Source organism: Bradyrhizobium sp. BR2003, from assembly GCF_009720285.1.
GTDB lineage: Bacteria > Pseudomonadota > Alphaproteobacteria > Rhizobiales > Xanthobacteraceae > Bradyrhizobium > Bradyrhizobium elkanii.
On record NZ_SMYJ01000024.1, the window covers coordinates 268324 to 294795 of the forward strand.

Below are 26472 nucleotides of genomic sequence, written 5' to 3' on the forward strand. Positions count from 1 at the left end.
CGGACGGGTTGCCGGCAACTGGGAGTTCGCGATGAGACATTGGCAGGCTGATAGCGTATCTGCACAGCCCTTGCCAGCGATCACGGACGAGCAGGCGGCTCGGGTTCCATACCGGCCCCCAATTGCCCCTTCAACGCCATGCCGCCCGCAACTCCGACGCCCAGCACATACATCCAGCCCTCATGAAAGTCGAAGATGTGTGAATTAAACAACGAACTAGAAATATTCTGTACCACGACGAGAAGCCCGATCCAGTTGACGAGACCGTCGCCGCGGAACAGCAAAAGGTGCAGGAGCCACATCGCGTACAGTATCGCTACACCCACAATGCCCCACTGCACGGCGACGTTCAACGTTTGATTGTGGGGGTTTCCGATCACTTCGCCGGAGGCCTGGGTCACACCGCCCTTCGCGACGCGCTCGAACAGGCCCCGCGTCGCGCCGGTGCCATGGCCGATCACCGGAGCCTCGGAGAAGAAGCCGAGCGACTTGCGCCAGAATTCGAGCCGCAAGCCGAGCGAGGTCGGCTCGTTGCGCTCCATGTAGAGCTTGTAGTCGCGCTCGAACGACTCCGCCGTCGAGCGCAATTGGGGCGAGCCGTACCACGCCACCACGGCTAACGCGGCGGCCGCGCAAAGGATCAGGACGATGCTGCGCCAACGCAGATGGAGCAGCGCAAACACCGCGAACATGATCGGAACCGTCACCAATGCAGTGCGCGACACCACCACCATCGCCATGTTGGCGAACAGGCTGAGCGCAATCGCGATCAGCAAAATGGCCGGCAGGATGCGCTTGGCCCGTAGCAGCATCACGATCGGATAGGCCAGCGCGACCGCGCACAACGTGAATTCCTGGCTCTGGTCGATGTAGTTCTTGACGAAGACTCCCTGCTCGCCAGGCGCGGGCGCCCTCAGCGCGAGGTGCGGATAGGCAAGCACCAGCCAGGACATCAGCATCAGCAGCGTGCAGGAGACGAGGAAAGCGACGAACACCCAGGTCCCGCGGGCCGAGCGCTGGAAATGATAGAGCAGGACCGGAAGCACGAGCAGTTTTGCGGTCGGCCCGACCGCGTAGAATCGCGCGCCCCAGGCCGCGTCCGACCAGAGCGTGCCGACAAGCGCGAGGCAAAACAACGCGACCGGCGCCAGGCAGATCGGCCGCTTCAGCAGCGCCCAGAACGCCTTCAGATCGACGGTCGGCGCAATCGCGATCAGCAGCACCACGCCGAAGATGCCGACCAGCGAGGTCGACCACGGCAGCGACAGCGCGATCAGGACCGCGACCACATCGGTCGCGGTCTGCCAGCGCGCCGGATCGCGCCAGGCCGGACATGCCGCGGCGCCTGCCGGGGATGCCATGCTTGCGCTCACGCTTTGCCCTCACGGGCCCGCGCAACCAGCGACGTCGTGCTGTGGCCGGCCAGGATCTCGACCAGCACCACCTCGCCGCCGGCCGCTTCGACGATCTCGTGGCCGACCACCTGCTCGCGGGTATAGTCGCCGCCCTTGACCAGCACGCTCGGCCGCACCTGCGTGATCAGATTGATCGGCGTGTCCTCCTCGAAGATCGCGACGAGGTCGACGGCTTCCAGCGCCGCCAGCACCTCGGCGCGGGCGCGCTCGTTCTGCACCGGACGTCCCTCGCCCTTCAGCCGCTTCACCGAGGGGTCGCTGTTCAGCCCGACGACCAGGCGGTCACAGGCGCCGCGCGCGGCGGTCAGCACCTTGACGTGGCCGGGATGCAGGATGTCGAAGCAGCCATTGGTGAAGCCGATGCGCAGATCCTGCCGGCGCCACTCCGCAAGGTGTGCATCGATGTCGCCGCCCGCCGGGACGATCTTCTCCTCGGCCGCCAGCGAAGCGTGCGGCAGGATCCTTCGGCGCAATTCGGCGGACTTGACGATCGCGGTGCCGGTCTTGCCGACCGCAACCGCCGCCGCCGCGCTCGCGATCCGCAGCGCGCCTTCCCAATCGGCCCCACCCGCCAGCGCCAGCGCCAGCGCCGCGGCAACGGTATCGCCGGCGCCGGAAACGTCGCGCACCTTGACCGGCAGCGCCGGCACATGGATCGAGTCGCCGTCCCGCGTCACCAGCGTCATGCCGCGCTCGCCCTGTGTCACCAGCATCGCCTCGCAATCCGCGAGATACATCGCATCGGGCGCGGCCTGCGCGATGCTGTCCTGGCTGTCGGCGCGGCTGCGGGTCGCCTCGGCGAATTCCTTGCGGTTCGGCGTCAGCACGGTCGCGCCGCGATAGATCGCGAGATTTGCGCTCTTGGGGTCGACGATGACGCGCTTTTGCGCCTGGCGCGCCGCGTCGATCACGTTGCGGATCACGCGCGCGGTGAGCACGCCCTTGGCGTAGTCCGACAGCAGCACGATGTCGGCCCGCGCAAGACGTGGCAGGATCGCATCGATCAGCTGCTGCTCGATGGCCGGCGCGGCCGGCGCGGCGAGCTCCCAGTCGGAACGCAGCATGTGGGTCGAGAATTGCTCGGAGACGAAGCGCACCTTGCGCGTGGTCGGACGCGCGGCGTCGCGCACCAGCACGGTCTCGATAGCGGCCTCCTTCGCCAGCGCCTCTGATAGCACCGTGCCGGCGGCGTCCTCGCCGATCAGGCCGACGAAGATGCAGCGCCCGCCAAGGGCGGCGATGTTGCGCGCGACGTTGCCGGCGCCGCCGATATTGGTCTCGCTGCGCCTGACCGCGATCACCGGCGCCGGCGCCTCAGGCGAGATTCGCGACACCTCGCCATAGACGAACTCGTCGAGCATGAGGTCGCCGACGCAGAGTACGGTCTGGCCGGACATTGCACGCGAGATCGCTTCAAAATCGAACATCAGTCACCGTCATCCGCACTAGCGATAGCGATCCGCGCGATCGAGAAAGCCCGTCACATAGGCCCCGACTGCGTCTTCCAGGCGGGTGAAACCGCCATTGTACCCGGCGCGCCCGAGACGATCGACGACGCTCTGGGTGAAGTACTGGTAGCTGCCGCGAATCTGCTCGGGCATGTCGACATACTGGATGTTCGGCTCCAGCCCGAGCGCGCCATAGGCCGAGACGATCAGGTCCTTGAAGCTGCGCGCCTTGCCGGTACCGACATTGAACAGCCCGGAGACCCGCGGCGTCGCGATCAGCCACATCATCACCCGCACGACGTCGTCGACATAGATGAAGTCGCGGCGCTGATCGCCGTCGGCGATGCCCTCGCGATGCGACTTGAACAGCTGCACGACGCGGCCCGCCTTGATGTCGTCGAAGCGGCGCGCCAGCACGCTCATCATCGCGCCCTTGTGGTATTCGTTGGGGCCGAACACGTTGAAGAATTTCAGCCCGGCCCATTGCGGCGGCAGACGCTCGCCCTTCGCAACGCGCTCGGCGACCGCAAGATCGAACAGGTGCTTGCTCCAGCCGTACAGGTTCATCGGCCGCAACCGCTTCAGCGCCTCGACCGACGCGTCGTCGTCAAACCCCCGTTCGCCGTCGCCATAGGTCGCGGCCGAGGAGGCATAGATGAACGGCGTGGCATTTGCCGTGCACCAGTCGAGCAGCCGCATCGAGAGGCGGAAATTGGTCTCGATCACGAGATCGCCGTCGGTTGCCGTGGTCTCGGAGATGGCGCCGAGATGGATCACGGCGGTGAGCCGCCGCCCGTTCAGCCAGTCGCCCAGCTCGGCCGGCGGAACGAGATCGGCAAGCTGGCGCTTGGCCAGGTTCCGCCACTTGCCGTCCTGCCCAAGCACGTCACAGACCGCGACATCGCTGCGCCCGGCGTCGTTCAACGCGGCCACGACGTTCGATCCGATAAAACCGGCGCCCCCGGTTACCAGAAACATGATGAAATCCCGCCAGATTCCTTTGCAGCCGTCAGCTTTGCCCCACTCCCGCGTCGCAGGCAACGACGGCTTTACCTCTCATCGCGAACCGGTTACCGACTTGGCCGCGCCCGATCGGCCTTGGCCTACTTAGAAATGAATACTGATTCAATATCTGATATCGAAACGCAGGACACCGAGGATACCAGACCTATCCTCGTCGTGCCCTATGTTTGGATCGGCGATTTCGTGCGCGGCCACACCGTGGTCAGGGTGCTCCGCAAGCGCTGGCCGAACCGGCCGATCGACCTGCTGACATCCAGGCTTTGCGCCCCTTTGGTCGATTATATGCCCGATGTTCGCGCCGGGATCGTGTTCGACCTGCCGCGCAGCCGGCTGGCACTGGCCCAGCAGCAGGCCCTCGCGGCCGAGCTTCGCAGCCGGAACTACGCCACCGCGCTGGTGCTGCCCCGGACCTGGAAGGCCGCCCTCGCGCCGGCGCTGGCGGGCATCCCGGAACGGGTCGGCTTCTTTGGCGAGGTGCGGTTCGGCCTCATCAACGCAATGCGATGGGGCGAAAAGCGGCAGCCGCGCTTCATCGACAAGAACGCGATCCTGGCGCTGCCTGACGGCGCTGTCCGCCCGCCGGAATGGCCGGTGCCGCAGCTCCGGGTTCCCGCGGATGACATCGAACGCTGGCGGCAGGCCAACGGCCTCGACCGCCGGCCCGCCATCGCGCTCGGACCCGGCTCGGTCGGCGCCTCGAAACGCTGGACCTATTATCCGGAGGCCGCGCGGCTGTTCGCCGACCATGGTTTCGACGTCTGGGTCGTGGGCGGTCCCGGCGAGAAGGCGCTGGCGCAGGAGATTTCGGCTGTCGGCGGCCCGCGGGTCCGCGACCTCACCGGCACCGATCTGCGTAACGGCATCCTTGCGATGGCCGCGGCCAGCGTCGCCGTGACCAACGACTCCGGGCTGATGCACATCGCCGCCGCAATCGGCACGCCGACCATGGGCATCTTCGGCCCGACCGATCCTTATCTCTGGGCGCCCCTCAACGGCCTCGCCGCGACGGTGCTGCAGACCAAAAGCAAGTTGGCTTGCCAGCCGTGCCAGCGCACGGTCTGCACCATGAACGACCATCGCTGCATGCGCGACATCGCAGCCGAAGAGGTCGTGGAGATTGCGCAGCGCGTGCTGGCTCAGGTCAGCGCGCGATAGACCCTGGCGATCGCGCCCGCTTCCGCATCGAGGCTGAACTTATCCACAACTCGTTGCCGCGCCCGCGCGCCTATCGCCGCGGCCGCTGCCGGATCGCGCATCAAGGGCTCGAGCGCGGCCACCAGAGCGTCGGCGTCGCCGGGCGGCGTCAGCACGCCGGTGACGCCGTCCTCGACCACGAACTCGGCCGCGCCGGCGCGCGCCGCCACCAGCGCCGCGCCCGCCGACATCGCCTCGATCAGGGTCAGGCCGAAACCTTCATTGCGCGAGGTGAAGGCGTAGATCGTCAGCCGCTGGTACCAGCGCACGACATCCTCGATCGGCAGTTCGCCCGTGATGATGATGCGCGATTGCAGGCCGGCGGCCTCGATCTTCCGCTTCAGCTCGTTGGCAAAGGCGAGTTGCTCCGGCACCACGGCGCCGACCATGACGGCGGTGAAATCGGGATAGCGCGGCAGCAGCCTGCACATCGCCTCGACAAAGACGTCGCTGCCCTTCTGCGCGCGCACCCGCCCGAAGCAGCCGATCGCATAGCGTCCCGGCAGTCCGCTCTCGGCGAAGGCTGCCGCGCGATCGGCGGGCGGCGCATAACGATCGGTGTCGACGCCGTGCATGACCACTGTCGCATCGCGCTTCAGATAGGAGGCCGACAGCGGGCTGGTAGCGATGATCGCATCCATGTTGCGGATCAGCCAGCGCGTCAGCCAGGTGTGATGGCGCTGCGCCGCCGAGGTGAAGATCAGTTTCAGCGGCCAGCCGAGCGCGCGCAGCACGAGCCCGACGATCATCTCGTCGTTGCGCCGCGCGTGCCAGATCAGCGGCGATGCGCGCCGCCACAGGCGCAGGAGATCGGCAAATCCGATCGCGTCGATGCCGTCGGGCCGATGCGAGCCGAGCCAGCCTGCGCGAAACATCTTTGCGAGCTTCGGCGCGACCATGCGGTTGGTCGCGGTGACACCCGAATAGCGTCGGTGCAGATTGGGCACGATGAGCTCGAGCTCGCCGGCAGGTGTGTTCTCGATCGGCACGCAAGTCTCCGTTTCGTGCCAGTTCCTATACGCAACATTAAGCATAGTGGCCAGTTCGGCCGCGGCGAAACCCCCTCTTCACCGCACTCCCGCTAGCATCGTCAGTTAAAGAATATCGGGAGAGCTCTATCCATGACCGTGCTCGTGACCGGCGGCGCCGGCTATATCGGAAGTCACATGGTTCATGCGCTGGTCGATGCCGGCGAGAGCGTCGTCGTGATCGACAACCTTTCCACGGGCTTCTCCGCGTTCCTGCCCGAAGGCGTGCCGCTGTTCATCGGCGATGCCGGCGACGACAACCTCGTCGAGGGCGTGATCGCCCAGCACGGCATCGACAGCATCATCCATTTCGCCGGCTCCGTCGTGGTGCCGGACTCGATGCGCGATCCGCTCGGCTACTACCGCAACAACACCATGACGACGCGCAGCCTGCTCAACGCCGCGGTCAAGGGCGGCGTCAGCCGCTTCATCTTCTCCTCGACCGCGGCCGTCTACGGCAACCCGGACCAGGTGCCGGTGCCGGAGATCGCACCGACCCGTCCGCTGTCGCCCTACGGCTCGTCGAAGCTGATGACCGAGATCATGCTGCACGACGTCGCGTCCGCTCATGGCATGAGCTACGTCGTGCTGCGCTACTTCAACGTCGCCGGCGCCGACCCGAAGGGCCGCGTCGGCCTTGCCACCATCGGCGCCACCCATCTGCTCAAGATCGCGGTCGAGGCAGCGACCGGCCAGCGCGCCAAGATCGACGTGTTCGGCACCGACTATCCGACCCAGGACGGCAGCTGCATCAGGGATTTCATCCATGTCAGCGACCTCGTCGAGGCGCATCGCGCGGCGCTGTCCTATCTGCGCGCCGGCGGGCAATCGGTGACGATGAATTGCGGCTATGGCCGCGGCTATTCCGTGCTCGAAACCATCGAGGCGGTGCGCCGGGTCTCGATGCGCAATTTCGCAGTCGCCTACGCCGCGCGCCGGCCCGGCGACATCATGACCATGGTGGCCGACACGACCAGGATCCGCTCGCTGCTCGACTGGACGCCGCGCTTCGACGATCTCGAGACCATCGCGAGCCACGCACTGGCCTGGGAGGAGAAGCTGTTCCGGGAGCGCGCCGGCTCCGCGCGACAGGCGGAATCGGCCTAAAAAACAAACCGTTATCAAGCAGTTATTGTGCTTGAAAAAGCCCCGCCAAGCGGGCAAGGAGGTCCCGCAACCCTGACGGCCGGCGCTGCCCGCCGTCAATGGAACGCGGATGGCCCAGTTTCCAAAGAAAATTACCGACGATCCCTATGGCGCGGCGATCCTGATTCGCCGCCTGGTCATGGAACAAGGGATTACCTATTGGCGGCGCTATCTGACGGCGTTCGCCCTGATGGCCGTTGCGGCCGGCTCGACGGCCGGCGCCACCTACGTGCTCGGCCAGGTGATCAACCAGGCCTATGTCGACAAGAACATCCCCGGCATCGCCATGTTCGCCGGGATCACGGTGGTGCTGCTGTTCATCAAGGGCGTGGCGACCTACGGCCACATGGTGATCCTGAACAAGATTTCCAACGCCATCCTCGCCAGCAACCAGCGGCAGCTCTTCGCCAAGCTGATGAGCGAGAGCATCGGCTTCTTCTCGCAGCGGCACTCGTCGGAATTCCTGGCGCGGCTGACCGCCGGCGCCAAGTCGATCACCGACGTACTCAACATGCTGGTCAACGCGATCGGCCGCGACTTCCTGATGCTGATCAGCATGGTCGCCGTCATGGTCTGGCAGGACCCGCTGATGTCGTTCATCGGGCTTGTGGCGGTGCCGCCGGCGATGCTGATGCTGCGCAAGCTGGTGAAGCGGATCAAGGGGCTCGCCTACAACCAGTTCACCGGCACCGCCGACATCATGGAGACGATGCAGGAATCGCTGCAGGGCATCCGCACCGTGAAGGCGTTCACGCTGGAAGGCACCATGCAGCAGCGGATCGACGAGCACATCGCAACCGTCGAGAGCAATGCCAACAAGATGGCACGCGTCGCCAACCGCTCCAATCCGCTGATGGAGATGCTCGGCGGCTTCGCGGTCGCCGGCTGCCTGATGTATGGCGGCTACAGCGTGGTGGCGCTCGGTTCCACGCCGGGCCAGTTCTTCACGTTCCTGACCGCCTTCCTGATGGCGACCGAGCCGGCCAAGCGGCTGGCGCGGCTCAACATCGACCTCAACAGCCAGCTGGTCGGCGCACGGATGCTGCTCGAGGTGGTCGACAGCCCGGCGAGCGAACAGACCGATGACGACAAGCCGGCGCTGAAACTCTCCGACGCGCGGATAGAACTGCGCGACGTCAGCTTCGCCTATCGGCCGGGCGAGCCGGTGCTGAACCGCATGAGCTTCGTCGCCGAGCCCGGCAAGGTGACCGCGCTGGTCGGCCCCTCCGGCGGCGGCAAATCGACCGTGCTGGCCTTGCTGCTGCGCTTCTACGAGACGCGCGAGGGCGACATCCTGATCGACGGACAACCGATCTCGTCGGTGTCGCGCAAGTCGCTGCGGCAGCAGACCGCCTATGTCGGACAGGACGTCTATCTGTTCCGCGATACCATTCGTGCCAACATCGCCTTCGGCAAGCAGGGCGCTAGCGAGCAAGAGATCGTCGACGCCGCCAAGGCCGCCTGCGCGCACGACTTCATCATGAGCTTCCCGCTCGGCTATGACACGCCGGTCGGCGAGCACGGCACCCAGCTGTCCGGCGGGCAGCGCCAGCGCATCGCGGTCGCCCGCGCCTTGATCAAGAACGCGCCGATCATCCTGCTCGACGAGGCCACCGCCGCGCTCGACTCGGAATCCGAGAAGCAGGTGCAGGAAGCGATCGAGCATCTCTGCCAGGGCCGCACCACGATCGTGATCGCGCACCGCCTGCACACCATCATGCATGCCGATGCGATCCTGGTGGTCGAGGGCGGCGAGATCGTCGAGCGCGGACGGCACGAGGAGCTGCTGCGCCGTGGCGGCCGCTACGCCTCGTTCTTCCGCCTGCAGCACCACCACGACCCGTCGCCGCTGGCGCTGGCGCCGATCAGCGCCACCGGCTAGACCACTCGAATTCACCTCAAGAGCAGCGAGACCCCGCATGAACGCCGCCTCCACCGTCATTCCGCTTCCCCCGCAGCCCTCGCTTCCCGTCGTCGGCGAATCCGGTACCTATCCGGTCCGCCGCATCTGGTGCGTTGGCCGCAACTATCTCGAGCATATCAGGGAGATGGGCAATGACGAGCGCGCGCCGCCGTTCTTCTTCGGCAAGCATGCCGACATGCTGGTGCCCGATGGCGCGACCATCCCCTATCCGCCGCTGACCAAGGACCTGCATCACGAGGTCGAGCTGGTGGTGGCGATGAAGAGCGGCGGGCTGAACATTCCCGCCGACAAGGCGCTCGAGCATGTCTACGGCTATGCCGTCGGCATCGACCTGACCCGCCGCGACCTGCAGATCGCCTCGCGCAAGAAGGAGCGGCCCTGGGAGATCGGCAAGTCGTTCGACTATTCCGCGCCCTGCTCGGCGATCCAGCCGGCCGCGAAGATCGGCCACCCGACCGCGGGCAAGATCTGGCTCACCGTCAACGGCAAGGAAGCGCAGAAGGGCGACCTCACCGAGCTGATCTGGAACGTGCCTGAAATCATCTGGCAGCTCTCGCAGCAGGTGAAGCTCGCCGCCGGCGACATCATCATGACCGGCACGCCCGCCGGCGTCTCGCAGCTGCAGGCGGGCGACAAGCTCGAATGCGGCGTCGACGGCGTCGGCAAGCTGGCGGTGACGATCGGCAAGCCGGAATAACCGCCTCAGGAACGAGGCCAGGCCCAAAGCCCCGGACCTCAGGTCCGGGGCTTTTTGCTGTGCGCTGTCAGCGCATCGTGCCGGGCATGCAGGGAGGCTCGGTGAAGGGAGCGGTCGCGAACGATCCGACCTTCGGCGCGCGCACGCAATCGTTGGACTTGCTGCTGACCGGCGTTGTCGTCATCGCAGCATGGGCGCGCCGCACCGCAGCGTTGTTGCCGGCGGCGGACGCCTGGGCCGAACAGGCGGCCGCCGCAACCAGCGCAAGCGCCGCGAGGGTCAATTTGGTCATGGGATTTCTCCGTACGGTGGCTGAAGCCGACCTAGCTCGGCTCCTGTGATCAAGGACCGCGGGCGCCAGGTAATTATTTCATCACGCGCGATCACCGCGCCGCGAGCGCCTGATCACATCAGATGGAGCGGGAGCTTACTGCCTTTCGGCAGCCTGCGGCGTGTCCGGGCCGAAATGCGTCTTCTCGTATTCGAGCCACAGCTCGAGCAGCGCCATGAACGCCACCACCGCGCCCGCGGCGATGGCAAAATGCATCGCGCGGGTATGTGTGAAGCCGAGCAGCCAGGGTGAGACGATCAGCCAGCACCCGACGACCAGGTTGATCCATTCTTCCCAGATCGAGAACGCGACGATCGCCGCCAGCGACATGATCGCGATCGCAGCGCCGCAGATCCTGAGATCGATCGCCGCGGTCGGATTGGCCTGCACGAACAGCCATGGCGCGGCGAGCAGGAAGATCGCTGCGACGAGGTTATAGAGATCGAGCGCCGATTCCTTTCGCCATTTCATCATCTGCTGCTCCCTTGCTGTCTCAGGCCCGGCGTTCATGCGCGCCGGCCGCATTGATGTCCTTGCCGGTGAAGTCGGTCATCAGCGCGGTTGCGACCAGCGTGATGACGGCGCAGAGCGCGATGTAGACCGCGATCGCGATCCACGAATGATAGGTGCCGAACAGCCACGCCGCGATCAGCGGCGCCGGACCGCCGGCGATGACGGACGCCAGCTGATAGCCGAGCGAGGCGCCGCTGTAGCGCAAGCGCCCGGTAAAGCTTTCGGCGATCAGCGCGGCCTGCGGCCCGTACTGCATATCGTGTGGAATGAGCGAGAGAACGATCGCGAGGAAGATGATCGACGCCGATCCCGTATTGAGCATCGCGAAATAGATGAAGCCGAAGATGCCGGTCACCAACGCGCCGATCATGTACATGTTCTTGCGGCCGATCTGGTCCGAAAGGTGACCGAACACCGGGATCGAGACGAACGACAGCACCGAGGCCGCGAGCACCGCAGTGAGCAGGAAATCGCGCGAGACGTGCAGCGTGCCGGTGCCGTAGGAAAACACGAAGGCGGTGAAGATGTAGAACGGCGCCTGCTCGGACATCCGCGCGAAGGCAGACAGCAGGATCTCCTTCGGATGATCGCGGATCACCGTCAGCATCGGCGTGCGGTCGAGCTGACGCTCGGCGAGCAGCCGGGTGAAGACAGGCGTTTCCAGGATGCCGAGCCGGATGTAGAGGCCGACGCCGACCAGTACGATGCTGAGCGCGAACGGAACGCGCCAGCCCCACGCCAGGAACTGGTCGCCCGACATCTGGCTGAACGCTAGCACGGCGAGATTGGCGAGGAACAGCCCGCAGGGCACGCCGAATTGCGGCCATGACGCGATCAGGCCGCGGGAGCGATCGTTGCGCGCCCATTCCATCGACATCAGCACCGAGCCGCCCCATTCGCCGCCAACGCCGACGCCCTGGATGAAGCGCAGCACGGTCAGGATCACCGCGCCCCAGATGCCGATGCTGGAATAGGTCGGCACCAATGCGACCGCCGCGGTCGCCAGTCCCATCAACAGCAGCGTCGCGATCAGCGTCGACTTGCGGCCGATGCGGTCGCCATAGTGCCCGAAGATCGCAGCCCCGATCGGCCGCGCGACGAAGCCGACGGCATAGATGGCGAAGGCCTCGAGCGTGCCGACCCAGGGATCGGAATGCGGAAAGAACAGTTTCGCGAAAACCAGGCCGGTGACGGTGCTGTAGAGAAAGAAGTCGTACCACTCGATCGCGGTCCCGACCGTGGAGGCGATCACTGCGCGGCGCATCTGGAGCTGATGCTCGGATGACGTGAGCTGGTTGGCGTCGAGGCCAGGGGTTGGACGAAGCGTTGGGCCAAATCTTGCCATGGGGGTGTCTCCCTCGCAGGCCCCCGGACGGATATTGACGGTGGTTCGTTTGAGTACGAACGATAACACGCCCCGGAAAGTTCCACCGGAACGGACCGTCGAGGCTTGAACTTTAGTCGGCCACGGCGAGCGACAATCGCAACCGTCCGGTCCGCCGAAGGCGTCGTCCGTCTCCCGCACCGAGTGTCGAACCATGCCTCCCACATGGCTGCCGGATGCACCCGGCAGCCGCCGGGCGACGCCGTCAAGAAGACGCAAGCGAGGTCGAGCCCGTCCGAGCTCTAAGCCCGATCGCTGCGGCGGTACGGCACGTAGCGCGGCGTCCAGACCTTGGCGTGAATCCGCGCCTCGACCTGGTCGATCGGAACGTCCCTCGCCAATCCCTCCTTGTGCGCCTGCAGCGCGACCGCAAGCGCCACGGTCTGCGAGACATCGCGAAGCGCGCTGACCGGCGGCAGCAGATTGTGCTTCGGGTTGTCGCGCGCCGGCGAGACGCTGGCGAGCGCCTTGGCGGCGGCCATGAACATGCCGTCGCTGACCCGGCTGGCGCCGACCGCGAGCGCCCCGACGCCGACACCCGGGAAGATGTAGGAGTTATTGGTCTGGTCGACCTTGAAGCGCGCGCCGTCGCGCATGATCGGCGGGAACGGGCTGCCGACGCCGATCAGCGCCCGCCCCTCGGTCCACGCCTCGATGTCGACCGGTGTCGCCTCCTCGCGCGAGGTCGGATTGGACAGCGGGAAGACCACCGGCCGCTTGTTGCACTCGGCCATCGCGCGAACGATCGGTTCGGAGAACGCGCCGGCTTGGCCGGAGACGCCGATCAGCACGGTCGGCCGGGCGTTGCGCACGACGTCGAGCAGCGCGATCTTGTCGGGGTGGCTGAGCTGCCAGCCCGCGATCGCCTGCCTGTTCTGCACGAACGGCAGCTGGAACGGGGCGAGCCCGCTCATGCCCTCGAGCAGCAGCCCGTCGCGGTCGACCATGAAGAAGCGTTTCGCCGCCTCGCTCTCCGGCAGGCCGGCATCGATCATCGCGGCGCGGATCAAGCTGGCGATGCCGCAGCCGGCGGACCCTGCACCAAGCACGGCGACGCGCTGCTCGGTCAGCGGCACGCCGGTGACGTTGATGGCGGAGAGCAAGGCGCCGGTCGCCACCGCGGCGGTGCCCTGAATGTCGTCGTTGAAGGTCAAGAGCCGGTCGCGATAGCGCTCGAGCATCCGCGTCGCATTGTTCTTGGCGAAATCCTCCCACTGCAGCAGGACGCGCGGCCAGCGCTTCACCACGGCCGCGACGAACGCCTCGATGAAGTCGTCATAGGCCTGGCCGCGGACGCGCTCGTTGCGCCATCCGACATAGAGCGGATCGGCGAGGCAATCGGGATTGTCGGTGCCAACGTCGAGCATGATCGGCAAAGTCGTTGCGGGATGCAGCCCGCCGCAGCCGGTATAGAGTGCGAGCTTGCCGATCGGGATGCCCATGCCGCCGGCGCCCTGGTCGCCGAGGCCGAGGATGCGCTCGCCGTCGGTCACCACGATCGCCTCGACGTGATCGAAGCGCGGATGGGCGAAAATGCGGTCGATCCGGTGCTGATGCGGGATGCTGAGGAACAGCCCGCGCGGCTTGCGGAACAGCCGACTGAATTTTTGGCAGCCCTCGCCGACGGTCGGCGTGTAGACGATCGGCAATAGCTCTTCCAGGTTGCCGACCAGGAGCGCGTAGAACAGCGTCTCGTTGGTGTCCTGCAGCTCGCGCAGGAAGGCATAGCGCTCGATGTCGGTCTCATAGCCGCGCAGCGCCTCGAGGCGGCGCGAGACCTGCTCGTCCAGCGTCAGGATATTGGGCGGCAGCAGGCCGTGCAGGTCGAACGCTTCGCGCTCGGCCTCGGAGAACGCCGTGCCCTTGTTCAGCTGCGGATCGGCCAGCAGCTCGTAGCCGCTCAGCGCAGTGGTCGCAAAAGCACCTGATGACTCCGACATGACAAGGTCCCCTCAATGCGAAACGCCGGATACGACTGTATCACTTCAGTGTAACGGATCGAGAGTGAAGGGCGTCGTGCTGCGCCAAGCGGAATGTTGGCCAAGAGGCGATGAACGGTCGTCCAGGTTCCGGCAACCCACTCCCGCTACGCCTGCGGACAGACATACGTTGGTATAACTTCTCTATTCCTTGTCATGACCTGTGCTGACGCTCGTACAATTGAGCGATGGAGAGGCCATTTTATGCTCGGGGCTACTCCAGCGGACGTACAAATAGCTCCGAACTTCACTCCTCGGAGGCGCGACTAACAGTAGCGATCCTCGTTCTACGGAGGGCGCGAGTTGTGCTCTCGAATCTGTGATCAGGATCACTGCTCCGATTCGTGAATAGCAAGACCGTCACGCATGCGGGTTTCGAGGAACACTCAGATGATCGTCAACATTCAGAAGCTGAACGGCCTGTGGCACCTTATCGTCGGGTCGTGCAAGATCCGAACTCCGTTCCTGGAGACCCAGGACCGGGAGTGGGTCGTCGCCTACGCCAGGCGAGTCTACCCCGGAGCCAAGGTTTTCGAACGCGACTGATGCTGTTGCGCCCCACAGCTCGCGTCCCAGACAAAAAGCCCCGGAGCATGCTCCGGGGCTTTTGCTTTCAACGCGGCAACGCCGCTGCAATCAGTGCAGCGCCGATATCACGATCAGGCCGAGGATCAGCGCGGTCGCGGAATATTTCAGCGTGTAATACACGTTCCGATTCCACTCCTTGACCTTGCGGCTGGCGAGATGGATCTCGTAGAGCTTGCCGAACACCTTGTTCAGCGCGCCGACATGCTCGCCGTCGACGTTCTGGGTCGCCGACGCCTTGACGATGTTGTGGCTGACCCAGCGGTTCATCGCCGTCATGAAGCCGTACTTCATCGGGCGCTCCACGTCGCAGAACAGGATGATGCGGTTGACGTCTGTCTTGTTCTCGGCGCTGTGGATGAAGGTCTCGTCGAACATGAAGGCCTCGCCGTCGCGCCAGACGCATTCGACGCCGTCGACGAGGATGCGGCACTGGTTCGAGTTCGGCGTCACGAGGCCGAGGTGATAGCGCAGCGAGCCGGCGAAGGGATCGCGGTGCGCCCCGAGCTTGCCGCCCGGCGGCAGCATCGCGAACATCGCGCCATGCACATTCGGGATCGAGTTGAGCAGCTCCACTGTCTTCGGGCACAGCGTCCGCGCCGAGGGCAGGAAGTCGTCGTACCATTTCAGATAGAAGCGCTTCCAGCCGCTCTTGAAGAAGGAATAGAAGCCCCAGTCGTTGTTCTTGGCCGCGGCGCGGATGAAGCCTTCGTCGAACAGGCGCGTGGCCTCGTCGCGGATCGTCTCCCAATTGTCGGAGAGTTTCTTGAGCTCGGGAAACTGCTCGACCGGAATCACCGGCGTGTTGGGCACGGCGGAGCCAGCATACATCAGCACATTGTAGGGCGCGAGGTAGGTCGAGTGATCGCCGAGCTGGCGAGCGAAGCGCAACCGCTGCTTGCCGCGGAAGTGGACGTAAAGCGTAGAGGCCACCAGCACGTAAAGAATGACGAGCTGCGGCGCGAAGAGCTGTCTCAACATGATCCGTCTATGATCGCTGCCCGCCGACGCCCTTCATGCCCCGCCCCGCAGGAGCCTTGCCCTTCACGGGTGGCCCAGTCCGGGCGGCGAAACGCGTCGCCGTCCGCGAAAATTCCCCTGTTTCATAGTGACTTGGCACTGCGGCGCGGTCAGGCAAATGAGCCGGAAGCCTTGCCGCGGTGCCGTCCCGGACGAGCCATGTAAGCGTTCGCTCACCAAATGTGAAGCGCCGTGCCGCGCGGGTGCCAACATTGTGGCACCATTCACACACTGAATTTGCCATTGACAAACTGATTAGACAATTCCTAATCGTGAGATGACCCGCCGAAGAGCGCGGACATCCAATGGGAGGAATGATGAGACAGTTTCTGGCGGCAGCCATTGTCGCGGCGATGACCACGGTCGCTCACGCCCAGGTTTCCGATGACGTCGTGCGCATCGGGGTGCTGACCGACCTGTCGAGCTGGGGCCGCGACAATTCCGGCCCGGGCTCGGTCGAGGCGGCCAGGATGGCGGTCGAGGAATTCGGCTCCACTGTGCTCGGCAAGCCGATCGAGATCATCTCCGCCGACCACCAGATGAAGACCGATGTCGGCGTGCAGATCGTGCGCGGCTGGTTCGACAACGGCAAGGTCGACGCAGTCGTCGACATCCCGAATTCCGGCATAGCGATCGCCGTGCACAACATGGTGCGCGAGCGCAACAAGATCGCGCTTCTCTCCGGTCCCGGCGCGAGCTCGCTGACCGACGAACTGTGCAGCCCCAACACGGTGCATTTCGCCTACGACACCTACGCGCTGTCCAAGGTGACGGCCTCGGCGGTGATCAAGGAAGGCGGCAAGTCCTGGTTCTTCGTCACCGCGGATTACGCCTTCGGCCAGCAGCTCGAGCGGGACGCGACGCGCTTCATCAACGAGATGGGCGGCAAGGTGCTCGGCAGCGTCAAGCATCCGACCAACACCGCCGACTTCTCCTCCTTTGCGCTGCAGGCGCAGAGCTCGAAGGCCGACGTGGTGGCGTTCGCCAATGCCGGCCAGGACACCGACAATTCGATCAAGCAGTCCGGCGAGTTCGGCCTCGTGCAGGGTGGCCAGAAGCTGGTCGGCCTTCTGATGTTCGACACCGACGTGCATGCGATCGGCCTCAACGCCGCGCAGGGCACCTACATGACGACGGCGTCGTACTGGAACATGGACGAGAAGACGCGCGCCTGGTCGAAGAAGTTCTACGCCCGCGCCAATGTGATGCCGACCATGATCCAGACCGGCGTCTACGGCTCGGTGCTGCATTATCTCAAGGCGATCCAGGCCGCCGGCACCGACGATCCGAAGGCGGTGATGGCCAAGATGCGCGAGCTGCCGATCGAGGACACCTTCGTGCATGGCGGCAAGCTGCGCGAGGACGGCCGCGTGATCCGCGACATGTATCTGGCGAAGGTGAAGAAGCCTTCGGAGTCCAAGGAGCCGTGGGATTATCTCGACATCGTCAAGACGGTGAAGGGCGAGGATGCCTATCGTCCGGTCTCCGAGTCGAAGTGCCCGCTGCTCAAGAAATAGGATCGATCGCGTGGCCAACGAAGAAGCTTATGATTGCGACGCGCTGGTCGTCGGCTCCGGCTGCGCCGGGCTGTCGGCGGCGGTCACCGCCGGCCATCACGGCCTCAAGGTCCTGGTGGTCGAGAAGGAGCCGCGGTTCGGCGGCACCACCGCGCGCTCCGGCGGCTGGCTGTGGATCCCCGGCACCTCGCTGGCCAAGGCCTGGGGCATCGAGGAGAGCCCCGATCAGGCCAAAACCTATCTGCGCCACGAGGCCGGCAACAGCTTTGACGCCGCCCGCGTCGATGCGTTCCTGACCGAGGGGCCGAAGGCGATCGACTTCTTCACGACGAAGACCGCGGTACGCTTCGACATGCCGCTGACCTTCCCCGACTATCATGCTGAAGCGCCGGGCGGCGCGCAAGGCGGCCGCTCGATGGTGACGCGGCCGTTCGATGCCCACCAGCTCGGCGACGCCCTCAAGGATCTCGGCAGCCCCCTGCCCGAGCTCACCGTGTTCGGCATGATGCTCGGCTCCGGCAAGGAGATCGTGCATTTCATGCGCGCGACGAGATCGCTGACCTCGGCGGCCTATGTCGCCAAACGGTTGTCGAAACACGCCATCGACGTGATGCGCAACGGCCGCGGCATGACGCTGACCAACGGCAACGCGCTCGCCGGCCGGCTGGCGAAATCCGCCTTCGACCTCAAGATCCCGCTCTGGCTCAACTCGCCGGTGCGCGAATTGATCGTCGAGAACGGCGCGGTGCGCGGCGCAATCGTTGTGCGCGAAGGGCGCACGATCCGCGTCAATGCGAAGCGTGGCGTGGTGCTCGCCTGCGGCGGCTTTCCGCATGACGTCGCGCGACGGCAGAAGATGTTTCCGCACGCCCCGACCGGAAAAGAGCATTACTCGCCGGGCCCGACCGGCAACACCGGCGACGGTTTGCGCCTTGCGGAATCCGCCGGCGGCCGCGTCGACGACTCGCTGCCGAATGCCGCGGCCTGGGTTCCGGTCTCGGTCACGACGCGCAAGGACGGCTCGAAGGGCGTGATGCCGCATTTCATCGATCGCGCCAAGCCGGGCGTGATCGCGGTGATGGCCGACGGCAGGCGCTTTGCCAATGAAGGCAATTCCTACCACGACTTCGTGCAGGCGATGATCAAGGCGGCAAAGCCCGGCGAGGAGATCGCGTCGCATCTCATCTGCGATCACGAGACGCTGCGCAAATACGGCCTCGGCTGCGTGCCGCCGCGCCCGATGCCGCTCGGCCATCATCTGAAGACCGGCTATCTCAAACGCGGCGCGACGCTGGCGGAGCTCGCCGCGCAGGCCGGCATCGACGCAAGGGCGCTCGAAGCGACCGTCGCGGAGTTCAACACGTCAGCGGCGGAGGGCCGCGATCCCGCCTTCGGCAAGGGCTCGCGTGCCTATAACCGCTATCAGGGCGATGCGCTGCACGGGCCCAATCCCTGCATCGCGCCGATCCAGCGCGGTCCGTTCTACGCCATCAAGATGGTGATCGGCGATCTCGGCACCTATGCCGGCATAAGGACCGACGCCAACGCCCGCGCGCTCGACGCCGACGGCCAGCCGATCGCCGGCCTCTATGCCGCCGGCAACGACATGGCGAGCATCATGGGCGGCAACTATCCCGGCGCCGGCATCACGCTCGGGCCAGCGCTGACCTTCGGCTATATCGCGGGCAAGCACATTGCGGGCGCCGCGACAGAGAGAGGCGCCGCATGAACGAAGTCCCGTCACCCTGAGGAGGCCGCAACGCGGCCGTCTCGAAGGGTCGACGGCCACCAGCCGGGCCGTTCATCCTTCGAGGCTCGCAAGAGCTCGCACCTCCAGCGACAAAGGCGAAGCCTTTGCGCCGGGATGACGGTAGTCGGTACATGCCGCGTTTCATTCCGCGGTTGCACCGCACATATCGGCGTCTCGCGGACAGTGTAGTTTCCTGCTAATTGCGAATCCGGAACCCAAACAGGACCACATGACGAGAGAAAGCCGCGGCATACAGTCGATCGAGGTCGGCGGAGAATTGCTCCGCGCGCTGGCCCGCAGCGGCGAACCGATGATGCTGCGCGATCTCGCGCGCGAAGCCGGCATGCCGCCGGCCAAGGCGCATCCCTATCTCGTCAGCTTTTCCCGCATCGGCCTGATCGAGCAGGACGAGGTCACCGGCCGTTACGAGATCGGGGCGCTGGCGCTCGAGCTCGGCCTGATCAGCCTGCGCCGGCAGTCGGCGGTGCGGATCGCAACGCCGCGGATCGCAGCGCTCGCCGACAGCATCAATCACGCGGTGTCGCTGTCGGTCTGGGGCACCCACGGCGCGACCGTGGTGCGGCTCGAGGAGCCGAGCCATCCGGTGCATATCGCGATGCGCGTCGGATCGGTGGTGGCGCTGCTCGAGACCGCGACCGGCCGCGCCTTCGCCGCCTTCATGCCGCCGAACGCGATCAGGACCGCGCTCGAGAGCGGCCTCGATCGCCTCGGCGTCGGCTACAATCCGAAACGTCCGCCGGCGGACGCGAAGACCGCCGAGATCCTCGCCGAGGTTCGCAGCCGCGGGCTGGCGCGGGCGATCGGCGATCCCCTGCCCGGCGTCAACGCCTTCGCCGCGCCGGTGTTCGATCACGCCGGCCACGTCGCGCTGGTGATCACCGCGATGGGACCGGAAGGCACCTTCGACGCCAGCTGGGACAGCGCGATCGCAACTGCGCTGCGCGGCTGCGCCGGCGATATCTCGCGGCAGCTGGGGCACGGCACGGCGCGGGGTGTCGATATTGCGGTGAAGTGATCAGAGTGTTCGGCCGCTCCCTCATGCGCATGCGCGGGCGATTGCACCGAGAGCTTGGCTGACATCATGAACCAGAACCATCCTCATCGTCGTCCCGGCGAAGGCCGGGACCCATAACCACCGAAGTTCATTGTTGCGCGATGCTGGAATGACGAGTCCCGCGGACAACATCCGTCGCGGCGTATGGGTCCCGGCCTTCGCCGGAACGACGGCTTGTAGATGCAGGCCGCGCCACACTATCGGTGTCGCCCCGACGAATGGAGAGGTCCGTCTGCAAAACATCCCAGCAAAAAGCCCCGGGCGATGCCGGGGCTCTTCACGTGATCGATCGCTGCGGGCGCGGATCAGTAGCGGTAGTGATCCGACTTGTACGGACCTTCCTGCTTGACGCCGATATAGTCGGCCTGGTCCTTGCGCAGCTCGGTCAGCTTGACGCCGATCTTGGCGAGGTGCAGGCGGGCGACCTTCTCGTCCAGCGTCTTCGGCAGCACGTAGACCTTCTTGGCGTACTTGCCGTCCTTGTTGTTGGCGAACAGCTCGATCTGCGCCAGCGTCTGATTGGTGAAGGAGGCCGACATCACGAAGGACGGATGGCCCATCGCATTGCCGAGGTTCACCAGCCGGCCTTCCGACAGCATGATGATGCGATGCTTGTCGGGAAATTCGATCTCGTCGACCTGCGGCTTGATGTTGGTCCACTTCAGATTGCGCAACGCGGCGATCTGAATCTCGTTGTCGAAGTGCCCGATGTTGCAGACGATGGCACGATCCTTCATCGCGCGCATGTGCTCGATGGTGATGATGTCCTTGTTGCCGGTGGCGGTGACGAAGATGTCGGCGCGCGGCGCGGCGTCTTCCATGGTCACGACCTCATAGCCTTCCATCGCCGCCTGCAGCGCGCAGATCGGATCGACCTCGGAGACCATGACGCGGCAGCCGGCCTGGCGCAGCGAGGCGGCCGAGCCCTTGCCGACGTCGCCGAAGCCGGCGACCATCGCGACCTTGCCCGACAGCATCACGTCGGTGCCGCGGCGGATGCCGTCGACCAGCGACTCGCGGCAGCCATAGAGGTTGTCGAACTTCGACTTGGTGACGCTGTCGTTGACGTTGATCGCCGGGAACAGCAGCGCGCCCTTGTTGGCCATCTCGTAGAGGCGATGCACGCCTGTGGTGGTCTCTTCCGAGACGCCCTTGATGTTCTTGGCGATCTCGGCGAACCAGCCCTTCGGCTTCTCCTTCAGGAGGCGCTTGACCAGCGCGTAGAAGATCTCCTCTTCCTCCGAGCCCGGCTTGTCGAGGAAGGCGGTGTCGCCCTGCTCGGCGCGGTAGCCGGCATGCACCAGCATGGTGGCGTCGCCGCCGTCATCGAGGATCATGTTCGGCGTGCCGCCGCCGTGCCAGTCGAACAGCTTTGCGGTGTAGTCCCAATACTCGGTCAGCGTCTCGCCCTTGACGGCGAACACCGGAATGCCGGCGGCCGCGATCGCGGCCGCGGCGTGATCCTGGGTCGAGTAGATGTTGCAGGAGACCCAGCGGATGTCGGCGCCGAGCGCGGCCAGCGTCTCGATCAGCACCGCGGTCTGGATCGTCATATGCAGCGAGCCCGCGATGCGCGCGCCCTTCAGCGGCTGCTTGGGGCCGAACTCCTCGCGGGTGGCCATCAGGCCGGGCATCTCGGTCTCGGCCAGCGAGATCTCCTTGCGGCCGAAATCGGCGAGCGCAATGTCCTTGACGATGTAGTCGGTGAAGCCGGGCTTCGTGGGGGCGTTCATTTGAGCGTCCTGTTGTTGAACGGGTCTTTCCCGGGCGCCTCGAAGAGGCGAACCCGGAATCTCGAGGTGACGATTAAGGATTCCGGGTTCGCTCGCTCCCGCGAGCGCCCCCGGAATGACGCAAGTGTCAGAGCGCGCGCTTCAGCTGCTCGACGAGATCGGTCTTCTCCCAGGAGAAGCCGCCCTCATTGTCGGGCGTGCGGCCGAAATGACCGTAGGCCGAGGTGCGCGCGTAGATCGGACGGTTGAGATCCAGATGGCTGCGGATGCCGCGCGGCGTCAGATCCATCGCCTTGGCCGCCGCCTTCTCGAGCTGATCCTCCGACACCTTACCGGTGCCGTGGGTGTCGATGTAGATCGACAGCGGACGCGCCACGCCGATCGCATAAGCGAGCTGCAGTGTGCAGCGGTCGGCAAGACCGGCCGCGACGATGTTCTTGGCGACATAGCGCGCGGCATAGGCGGCCGAGCGGTCGACCTTGGTCGGATCCTTGCCGGAGAACGCGCCGCCGCCGTGCGGAGCCGCGCCGCCATAGGTGTCGACGATGATCTTGCGGCCGGTCAGGCCGGAGTCGCCGTCGGGACCGCCGATGAAGAACTTGCCGGTCGGATTGATATGCCAGATCGTCTTGTCGCTGATCCACTCCTTCGGCAGCGCCTCGCGCACATAGGGCTCGACGATGTCGCGAATCTGCTTGGACGAGAGGTCCTCGACCAGATGCTGGTGCGAGACCACGATCTCACGGACGCCGACCGGCTTGCCGTTCTCGTACTGCACCGTGACCTGGCTCTTGGAGTCCGGCCCCAGCACCTTCTCGCGGCCGGAGTGGCGCGCTTCGGAGATCAGCCGCAGGATCTTGTGGGCGTAGAAGATCGGCGCCGGCATCAGGTCCGGCGTCTCGTTGGTGGCGTAACCGAACATGATGCCCTGGTCGCCGGCACCCTCTTCCTTGACCTCGCCCGGCTGCAGCGCGTCGACGCCCTGCGCGATGTCGGCCGACTGCGGATGCAGCAGGATCTCGATGTCGCAGTTCTTCCAGTGGAAGCCGTCCTGCTCGTAACCGATGTCCTTGATTGCAGAGCGAACCACGCTCTCGATGTGGTCGTTGGTGACCGAGCTCGGGCCGCGCGTTTCGCCGGCGATCACCACCTTGTTGGTGGTCGCGAGCGTCTCGCACGCCGCGCGGATCTGCCACGGGTCGATGCCCGCTTTCGGTCCCTCGCGATAGAACAGATCGACGATCTCATCCGAGATTCGATCACAGACCTTGTCCGGATGGCCTTCCGAGACCGACTCGCTGGTGAACAGGTAAGACGCGCGCATCAAGCAAACCCCTTGTTAAGTCGAAGTCCGACGTTGGTTGGTGAATATGTCCCCGGCATGTCAGTCTCGTCGCCGCGAGATGACGTAGGATTCGTCGTAGAACCACAGCCCGTTGTGTTTGCGGAGAACTTCGCGTGTGGCTTCGAGAGCTCGTCCGTTTTCGGTCGTTTCGGTCAACCGCTCATCTTCGATCTGCGCGACATACACCGCCGCATTCCACGCAGCAAAGGCCGTCGAGGTTCCGATCGAGCCGGTCACCTCATTGGGCAGCGCTTCCATATCATATCGGAAGATCGAACGGTTATCGGCGTAGGCGTTGAAGTTCAGCTCGCGGCCGGCGGAGCCCAACTCGTATTTCACCGCGCGCAGTATCTCATGGCGGCTGACGGCGAAAGGATTTTCTCCGGGCCACACGGCTTGAATCATTTCAAGCCCGGGATCGCCGCCGTGGGAGTGGATTCCTATCAGCCGTCCGCCGCCGCGCAGCGCGCGGGCCAGCGGCGCGATGATCCGCTTGGCGCGGAAGTTCACCGAGGATTTGGCACGGTAGGGTTGCGAGGCGATCACGAGGTCGAAATTGGCTTCGGTGCGGCCGGCCCGCGGAATGATGGAATCGAGCAGGAACCGGTGATCGTCGCGGTACAGGACCAGCGCCACCGGCCGCTCATAGATCGGCATCGCATTGCCGGGGCTAAGATTGGCGCGCCAGTTCTGCTCCAGGAACGGACCGAGTTCGGCGATCTGGGCCTCGAACTCACCCGAGGACGCCCCGCGCAGCGGCACCTCGTGCCAGATCATGCTGGCGGCCGCCGCGGAGTTCTTGGGCGTCAGCCACGGCGCCTCGGCGTAATACATGTTGGTGAACACGAAGACGCTGGCCGGATGCTCGAACAGGCGGTCGGGGACCTTGTCGAGGGTCAGGCGGACGTCCTCCAGGCTCAATTCCTTGCCGGCGACATAGAACGGCATATGTGGGAAGCGGCCATGCATGGCACGCAGGACCCGCGCCAGCACCGTGCCGTCGCCCATCCCGGCATCGAACACCCGCAGCGCCGGGGGCCGCGGGTGGATGGCCGCCAGTTCCAGCGCAACCCGGTCGGCAATCACTCGCTTCTCGCTGCAGGTGTGGACGAACAGCAAATAGCGCTGGCGGTTCTCGAAGAACCGGAAATTGCCCCGTGGATCGCGCTTTTCCGGCGGCACAACGAGGCCGCGCGGCGGAGCCACGCCGCCCGGGGTCGAGGTCGCGATGAAGCCGTTGATGCGGTCGAGCGTGTCGATGGTGATGCGCTTGCCCTCGCGCAGCCGGTGCACCAGCTTGCCGTCGTTGACGGCACGGCGGCCGAACGTCGTCTCCGCCATGTCGGAGCGGCGGCAGAAATCCGTGATCTGGCTGAGGATTTCGTCGTTCTTCATGGCGCCTGGGTTGGACAGCGGCGAGTGGGACGAGAGTGGGCAGAAATGATGACTGGCAGCGTCTTATCACCATTTTCCCACCAGTTGAACCCCCTCTGCTGCCCGATCACCAAACAGTCATGGACCGCCTCCTGGACGGTCTCTTGGACCGCCCTGCCGTCGTTGATCGCGATGACGGCTTTACTCCCGGATGACCGATGCGCCGCCTGCTCCTGATCCCCGCCCTCCTGGCCGCTTTGCTCTGGTCGGCGCCCTGTTTCGCACAGGCGCGCTCCCAGCTCGGCCCGCTCTGCACGACCGAGACCACGCCAGCGGACCAGATGATCGACGCCTGCACCAAGATCATCGCGCTGAAGGTGTTTTCCGGCGAGAAGCTCGCAACCATCTATTTCTGGCGCGCGGTCGGCTGGAACAAGAAGGGCAACTACGCCCAGGTGATATCCGACGCCACCGAGGCGCTGCGCCTCAAGCCTGGCACCGCCGTCTACAACCTCCGCGGCTCAGCCTATTTCGACAAGGGCGAGTACGACATCGCGATCGCCGACTTCAACGATGCGCTGCGCATGGGGCCGCCGAGCGGCATCATCTTCCACAACCGCGGCAACGCCTATCGCAGCAAGGGCGACTACGCCAAGGCGATCGCCGACTATGACGCCGCGATCAAGGCCGTTCCGAAGTCAGCTTTCTCCTATCAGAACCGCGGCGCCTCGAAGCGGGCGCTCGGCGATCTCGACGGCGCGCTCGCCGACATCAACGAGGCCGTCAGGATCGACCCGTCGCTGCCGCAGCCGCTGATCAGCCGCGCCGTGATCTGGCGCGCCAAGGGCGAGATCGAGCGCGCGATTGCGGACACGTCGGAGGCAATCCGGCTCGCCAAGGCCAAGGCGCCCGTCAACATCATGACGCCGCCCGGCAGCGTGCTGATCTCGGCCTATACCCAGCGCGGCCTCAGCTATGAAGCGAAGGGCGATGCTGCGCACGCCAAGGAAGATTACGCCTCGGTGCTCGAAGGCGTGGCGTCCGATGCCGGCAGCAAGGCCAACCAGGCCACCGCGAAGGTGCGGCTCGCGCTGCTCAAGGAGGCCGACGCGGCACCGCGCAAGGCCGCGGCGGCGCCGGCCGCCGAGAGCAGCCCGGCCGCGCCACCGGCCGCTTCCGTCACGGCATCGGCCCCGCCCGCCGCGCCGGCCCGGACGGCAGCAACCGGCCGGCGCGTCGCGCTGGTGATCGGCAACGGCGCCTATGCACATCTCAAGGCGCTGCCCAATCCGCCCAACGATGCGCGCGCCATCGCCAGGAGCCTGCGCGACATCGGCTTCACCGTCTCCGAGGGGCTCGATCTCGATCGCGGCACGATGCAGAAGACGATCAACGATTTCCTGCGCGAGGCGGCACGGTCGCAGATCGCCGTTGTCTACTATGCCGGTCACGGCGTGCAGGTCGACCGCCGCAACTATCTCGTGCCGGTCGACATCGAGTTCAAGGCGGGCAGCCGCGCCACCGACGCGATGGTCGACATGGACACCATCATGGCCGGGCTCGACGACCAGATCCGCACCAACATCCTGATCCTCGATGCCTGCCGCAACAATCCGATGGCGCCGCAGCTGGCCACCGCGGGTCCAAGCCGCGGCATCGAAGCGGGCTCCGGCCTTGCCGCGCCCGCCTCGCTCGGATCGGGCTCGACGCTCGGCGCCGGCACGCTGATCGCGTTTGCGACCGCGCCGGGCCAGGTCGCGCTCGACGGCGAAGGCGCCAACAGCCCGTTCTCGGCGGCGCTGTCGCGCCATGTCGGCACGCCCGGCCTCGAGGTGCAGCAGATGCTGACACGGGTCCGCGCCGAGGTCGTCGCCGCGACCAAGGGCAAGCAGGTGCCGTGGTCGAACTCGTCTCTGCTCGGCGAGGTCTATCTGGCGGAGCAATGACGGTGCGCTTGAGCACCGTCATTCCGGGGCGCGCGCAGCGCGAAC

21 protein-coding genes are annotated in these 26472 nt (G+C 65.6%); 9 read left to right on the forward strand and 12 right to left on the reverse strand.

What is annotated here, in order from left to right:
- Positions 1 to 80: 80 nt before the first annotated feature.
- Genes E2I15_RS17460 through rfaD form a run of 3 tightly spaced genes read right to left on the reverse strand, consistent with a single transcriptional unit; the run spans position 81 to position 3841 of the window.
- Positions 81 to 1361, reverse strand: a complete 1281-nt coding sequence (locus tag E2I15_RS17460) for an O-antigen ligase family protein (RefSeq protein ID WP_137480201.1) — start codon at positions 1359 to 1361, stop codon at positions 81 to 83.
- Between the two features lie 8 nt (positions 1362 to 1369).
- Complete coding sequence (rfaE1, locus tag E2I15_RS17465) at positions 1370 to 2842, reverse strand: D-glycero-beta-D-manno-heptose-7-phosphate kinase (protein WP_137480202.1); 1473 nt, start codon at positions 2840 to 2842, stop codon at positions 1370 to 1372.
- An 18-nt stretch (positions 2843 to 2860) separates the two neighbouring features.
- Positions 2861 to 3841, reverse strand: a complete 981-nt coding sequence (gene rfaD / locus E2I15_RS17470; RefSeq protein ID WP_137480204.1) for an ADP-glyceromanno-heptose 6-epimerase — start codon at positions 3839 to 3841, stop codon at positions 2861 to 2863.
- A gap of 135 nt (positions 3842 to 3976) precedes the next feature.
- Here rfaD and waaF point away from each other — a divergent pair, with 135 nt between their 5' ends.
- Positions 3977 to 5041, forward strand: coding sequence for a lipopolysaccharide heptosyltransferase II (waaF, locus tag E2I15_RS17475; RefSeq protein ID WP_137480206.1), 1065 nt, complete (start codon positions 3977 to 3979; stop codon positions 5039 to 5041).
- Here waaF and E2I15_RS17480 read toward each other — a convergent pair.
- On the reverse strand, positions 5023 to 6063 hold the full coding sequence (locus E2I15_RS17480) for a glycosyltransferase family 4 protein (RefSeq protein ID WP_137480286.1): 1041 nt from the start codon (positions 6061 to 6063) through the stop codon (positions 5023 to 5025). The two genes, waaF and E2I15_RS17480, sit on opposite strands and share 19 nt — an antisense overlap.
- 138 nt (positions 6064 to 6201) lie before the next feature.
- Here E2I15_RS17480 and galE point away from each other — a divergent pair, with 138 nt between their 5' ends.
- The 3 genes from galE (at position 6202) to E2I15_RS17495 (ending at position 9875) form a co-directional block, all read left to right on the forward strand.
- Positions 6202 to 7215 (forward strand): UDP-glucose 4-epimerase GalE, encoded by a 1014-nt coding sequence (gene galE / locus E2I15_RS17485; protein WP_137480208.1) that lies wholly within the window; start codon positions 6202 to 6204, stop codon positions 7213 to 7215.
- A gap of 109 nt (positions 7216 to 7324) precedes the next feature.
- On the forward strand, positions 7325 to 9136 hold the full coding sequence (locus E2I15_RS17490) for an ABC transporter ATP-binding protein (protein ID WP_137480210.1): 1812 nt from the start codon (positions 7325 to 7327) through the stop codon (positions 9134 to 9136).
- Positions 9137 to 9173: 37 nt separating this feature from the next.
- Positions 9174 to 9875: a fumarylacetoacetate hydrolase family protein gene (locus tag E2I15_RS17495; RefSeq protein ID WP_137480213.1), complete on the forward strand. Its 702-nt coding sequence runs from the start codon at positions 9174 to 9176 to the stop codon at positions 9873 to 9875.
- A 67-nt stretch (positions 9876 to 9942) separates the two neighbouring features.
- Here E2I15_RS17495 and E2I15_RS17500 read toward each other — a convergent pair whose 3' ends face one another.
- The 4 genes from E2I15_RS17500 to E2I15_RS17515 form a co-directional block, all read right to left on the reverse strand.
- A complete protein-coding gene (locus E2I15_RS17500) occupies positions 9943 to 10167 on the reverse strand; it encodes a hypothetical protein (RefSeq protein WP_137480215.1) in 225 nt (74 codons plus the stop codon).
- 135 nt (positions 10168 to 10302) lie between these two features.
- Positions 10303 to 10680: an SPW repeat protein gene (locus tag E2I15_RS17505; protein WP_246668194.1), complete on the reverse strand. Its 378-nt coding sequence runs from the start codon at positions 10678 to 10680 to the stop codon at positions 10303 to 10305.
- Positions 10681 to 10699: 19 nt separating this feature from the next.
- Positions 10700 to 12064, reverse strand: coding sequence for an MFS transporter (locus E2I15_RS17510; protein WP_246668195.1), 1365 nt, complete (start codon positions 12062 to 12064; stop codon positions 10700 to 10702).
- 281 nt (positions 12065 to 12345) lie between these two features.
- A complete protein-coding gene (locus tag E2I15_RS17515; protein ID WP_137480218.1) occupies positions 12346 to 14043 on the reverse strand; it encodes an NAD-dependent malic enzyme in 1698 nt (565 codons plus the stop codon).
- A 429-nt stretch (positions 14044 to 14472) separates the two neighbouring features.
- On the opposite strand from E2I15_RS17515, the gene E2I15_RS38760 reads away from it, so the two are divergent.
- On the forward strand, positions 14473 to 14628 hold the full coding sequence (locus tag E2I15_RS38760) for a hypothetical protein (protein WP_170991618.1): 156 nt from the start codon (positions 14473 to 14475) through the stop codon (positions 14626 to 14628).
- Between the two features lie 90 nt (positions 14629 to 14718).
- On the opposite strand, the gene E2I15_RS17520 is transcribed toward E2I15_RS38760, so the two are convergent.
- Positions 14719 to 15648 carry an aspartyl/asparaginyl beta-hydroxylase domain-containing protein gene (locus tag E2I15_RS17520; protein WP_137480221.1) on the reverse strand — a complete coding sequence of 310 codons (930 nt, stop codon included), beginning with the start codon at positions 15646 to 15648 and terminating at the stop codon, positions 14719 to 14721.
- 353 nt (positions 15649 to 16001) lie between these two features.
- Between E2I15_RS17520 and E2I15_RS17525 the strand changes: the two genes are divergently transcribed.
- From E2I15_RS17525 to E2I15_RS17535, 3 genes are all read left to right on the forward strand, one after another.
- Positions 16002 to 17204 (forward strand): ABC transporter substrate-binding protein, encoded by a 1203-nt coding sequence (locus E2I15_RS17525; RefSeq protein ID WP_422109857.1) that lies wholly within the window; start codon positions 16002 to 16004, stop codon positions 17202 to 17204.
- 10 nt (positions 17205 to 17214) lie between these two features.
- Entirely contained in the window at positions 17215 to 18933 is a 1719-nt protein-coding gene (locus E2I15_RS17530; RefSeq protein WP_170991619.1) for an FAD-dependent oxidoreductase, read from the forward strand.
- A gap of 250 nt (positions 18934 to 19183) precedes the next feature.
- A complete protein-coding gene (locus E2I15_RS17535; protein WP_137480226.1) occupies positions 19184 to 19990 on the forward strand; it encodes an IclR family transcriptional regulator in 807 nt (268 codons plus the stop codon).
- Positions 19991 to 20334: 344 nt separating this feature from the next.
- On the opposite strand, the gene ahcY is transcribed toward E2I15_RS17535, so the two are convergent.
- The 3 genes from ahcY to E2I15_RS17550 all read right to left on the reverse strand — a co-directional run bounded on the left by ahcY (position 20335) and on the right by E2I15_RS17550 (position 24502).
- Positions 20335 to 21762: an adenosylhomocysteinase gene (ahcY, locus tag E2I15_RS17540; protein WP_137480228.1), complete on the reverse strand. Its 1428-nt coding sequence runs from the start codon at positions 21760 to 21762 to the stop codon at positions 20335 to 20337.
- A 127-nt stretch (positions 21763 to 21889) separates the two neighbouring features.
- On the reverse strand, positions 21890 to 23086 hold the full coding sequence (gene metK, locus E2I15_RS17545; protein WP_028338318.1) for a methionine adenosyltransferase: 1197 nt from the start codon (positions 23084 to 23086) through the stop codon (positions 21890 to 21892).
- Positions 23087 to 23146: 60 nt separating this feature from the next.
- Entirely contained in the window at positions 23147 to 24502 is a 1356-nt protein-coding gene (locus tag E2I15_RS17550) for a hypothetical protein (protein WP_038380758.1), read from the reverse strand.
- Between the two features lie 197 nt (positions 24503 to 24699).
- Between E2I15_RS17550 and E2I15_RS17555 the strand changes: the two genes are divergently transcribed.
- Entirely contained in the window at positions 24700 to 26427 is a 1728-nt protein-coding gene (locus E2I15_RS17555) for a caspase family protein (RefSeq protein ID WP_137480230.1), read from the forward strand.
- The last annotated feature ends 45 nt before the right edge of the window (positions 26428 to 26472 follow it).

Excerpts from the sequence above, each read along its gene's own strand:
- E2I15_RS38760 (WP_170991618.1), top strand. The coding sequence starts at position 14,473 with ATGATCGTCAACATTCAGAAGCTGAACGGCCTGTGGCACCTTATCGTC.
- E2I15_RS17490 (WP_137480210.1), top strand. The coding sequence starts at position 7,325 with ATGGCCCAGTTTCCAAAGAAAATTACCGACGATCCCTATGGCGCGGCG.
- ahcY (WP_137480228.1), bottom strand. The coding sequence starts at position 21,762 with ATGAACGCCCCCACGAAGCCCGGCTTCACCGACTACATCGTCAAGGAC.
- E2I15_RS17460 (WP_137480201.1), bottom strand. The coding sequence starts at position 1,361 with ATGGCATCCCCGGCAGGCGCCGCGGCATGTCCGGCCTGGCGCGATCCG.
- E2I15_RS17495 (WP_137480213.1), top strand. The coding sequence starts at position 9,174 with ATGAACGCCGCCTCCACCGTCATTCCGCTTCCCCCGCAGCCCTCGCTT.
- metK (WP_028338318.1), bottom strand. The coding sequence starts at position 23,086 with ATGCGCGCGTCTTACCTGTTCACCAGCGAGTCGGTCTCGGAAGGCCAT.
- waaF (WP_137480206.1), top strand. The coding sequence starts at position 3,977 with ATGAATACTGATTCAATATCTGATATCGAAACGCAGGACACCGAGGAT.
- E2I15_RS17510 (WP_246668195.1), bottom strand. The coding sequence starts at position 12,064 with ATGGCAAGATTTGGCCCAACGCTTCGTCCAACCCCTGGCCTCGACGCC.
- E2I15_RS17550 (WP_038380758.1), bottom strand. The coding sequence starts at position 24,502 with ATGAAGAACGACGAAATCCTCAGCCAGATCACGGATTTCTGCCGCCGC.
- E2I15_RS17500 (WP_137480215.1), bottom strand. The coding sequence starts at position 10,167 with ATGACCAAATTGACCCTCGCGGCGCTTGCGCTGGTTGCGGCGGCCGCC.
- rfaD (WP_137480204.1), bottom strand. The coding sequence starts at position 3,841 with ATGTTTCTGGTAACCGGGGGCGCCGGTTTTATCGGATCGAACGTCGTG.
- E2I15_RS17515 (WP_137480218.1), bottom strand. The coding sequence starts at position 14,043 with ATGTCGGAGTCATCAGGTGCTTTTGCGACCACTGCGCTGAGCGGCTAC.
- rfaE1 (WP_137480202.1), bottom strand. The coding sequence starts at position 2,842 with ATGTTCGATTTTGAAGCGATCTCGCGTGCAATGTCCGGCCAGACCGTA.
- E2I15_RS17555 (WP_137480230.1), top strand. The coding sequence starts at position 24,700 with ATGCGCCGCCTGCTCCTGATCCCCGCCCTCCTGGCCGCTTTGCTCTGG.
- E2I15_RS17535 (WP_137480226.1), top strand. The coding sequence starts at position 19,184 with ATGACGAGAGAAAGCCGCGGCATACAGTCGATCGAGGTCGGCGGAGAA.
- galE (WP_137480208.1), top strand. The coding sequence starts at position 6,202 with ATGACCGTGCTCGTGACCGGCGGCGCCGGCTATATCGGAAGTCACATG.
- E2I15_RS17505 (WP_246668194.1), bottom strand. The coding sequence starts at position 10,680 with ATGATGAAATGGCGAAAGGAATCGGCGCTCGATCTCTATAACCTCGTC.
- E2I15_RS17520 (WP_137480221.1), bottom strand. The coding sequence starts at position 15,648 with ATGTTGAGACAGCTCTTCGCGCCGCAGCTCGTCATTCTTTACGTGCTG.
- E2I15_RS17525 (WP_422109857.1), top strand. The coding sequence starts at position 16,002 with ATGATGAGACAGTTTCTGGCGGCAGCCATTGTCGCGGCGATGACCACG.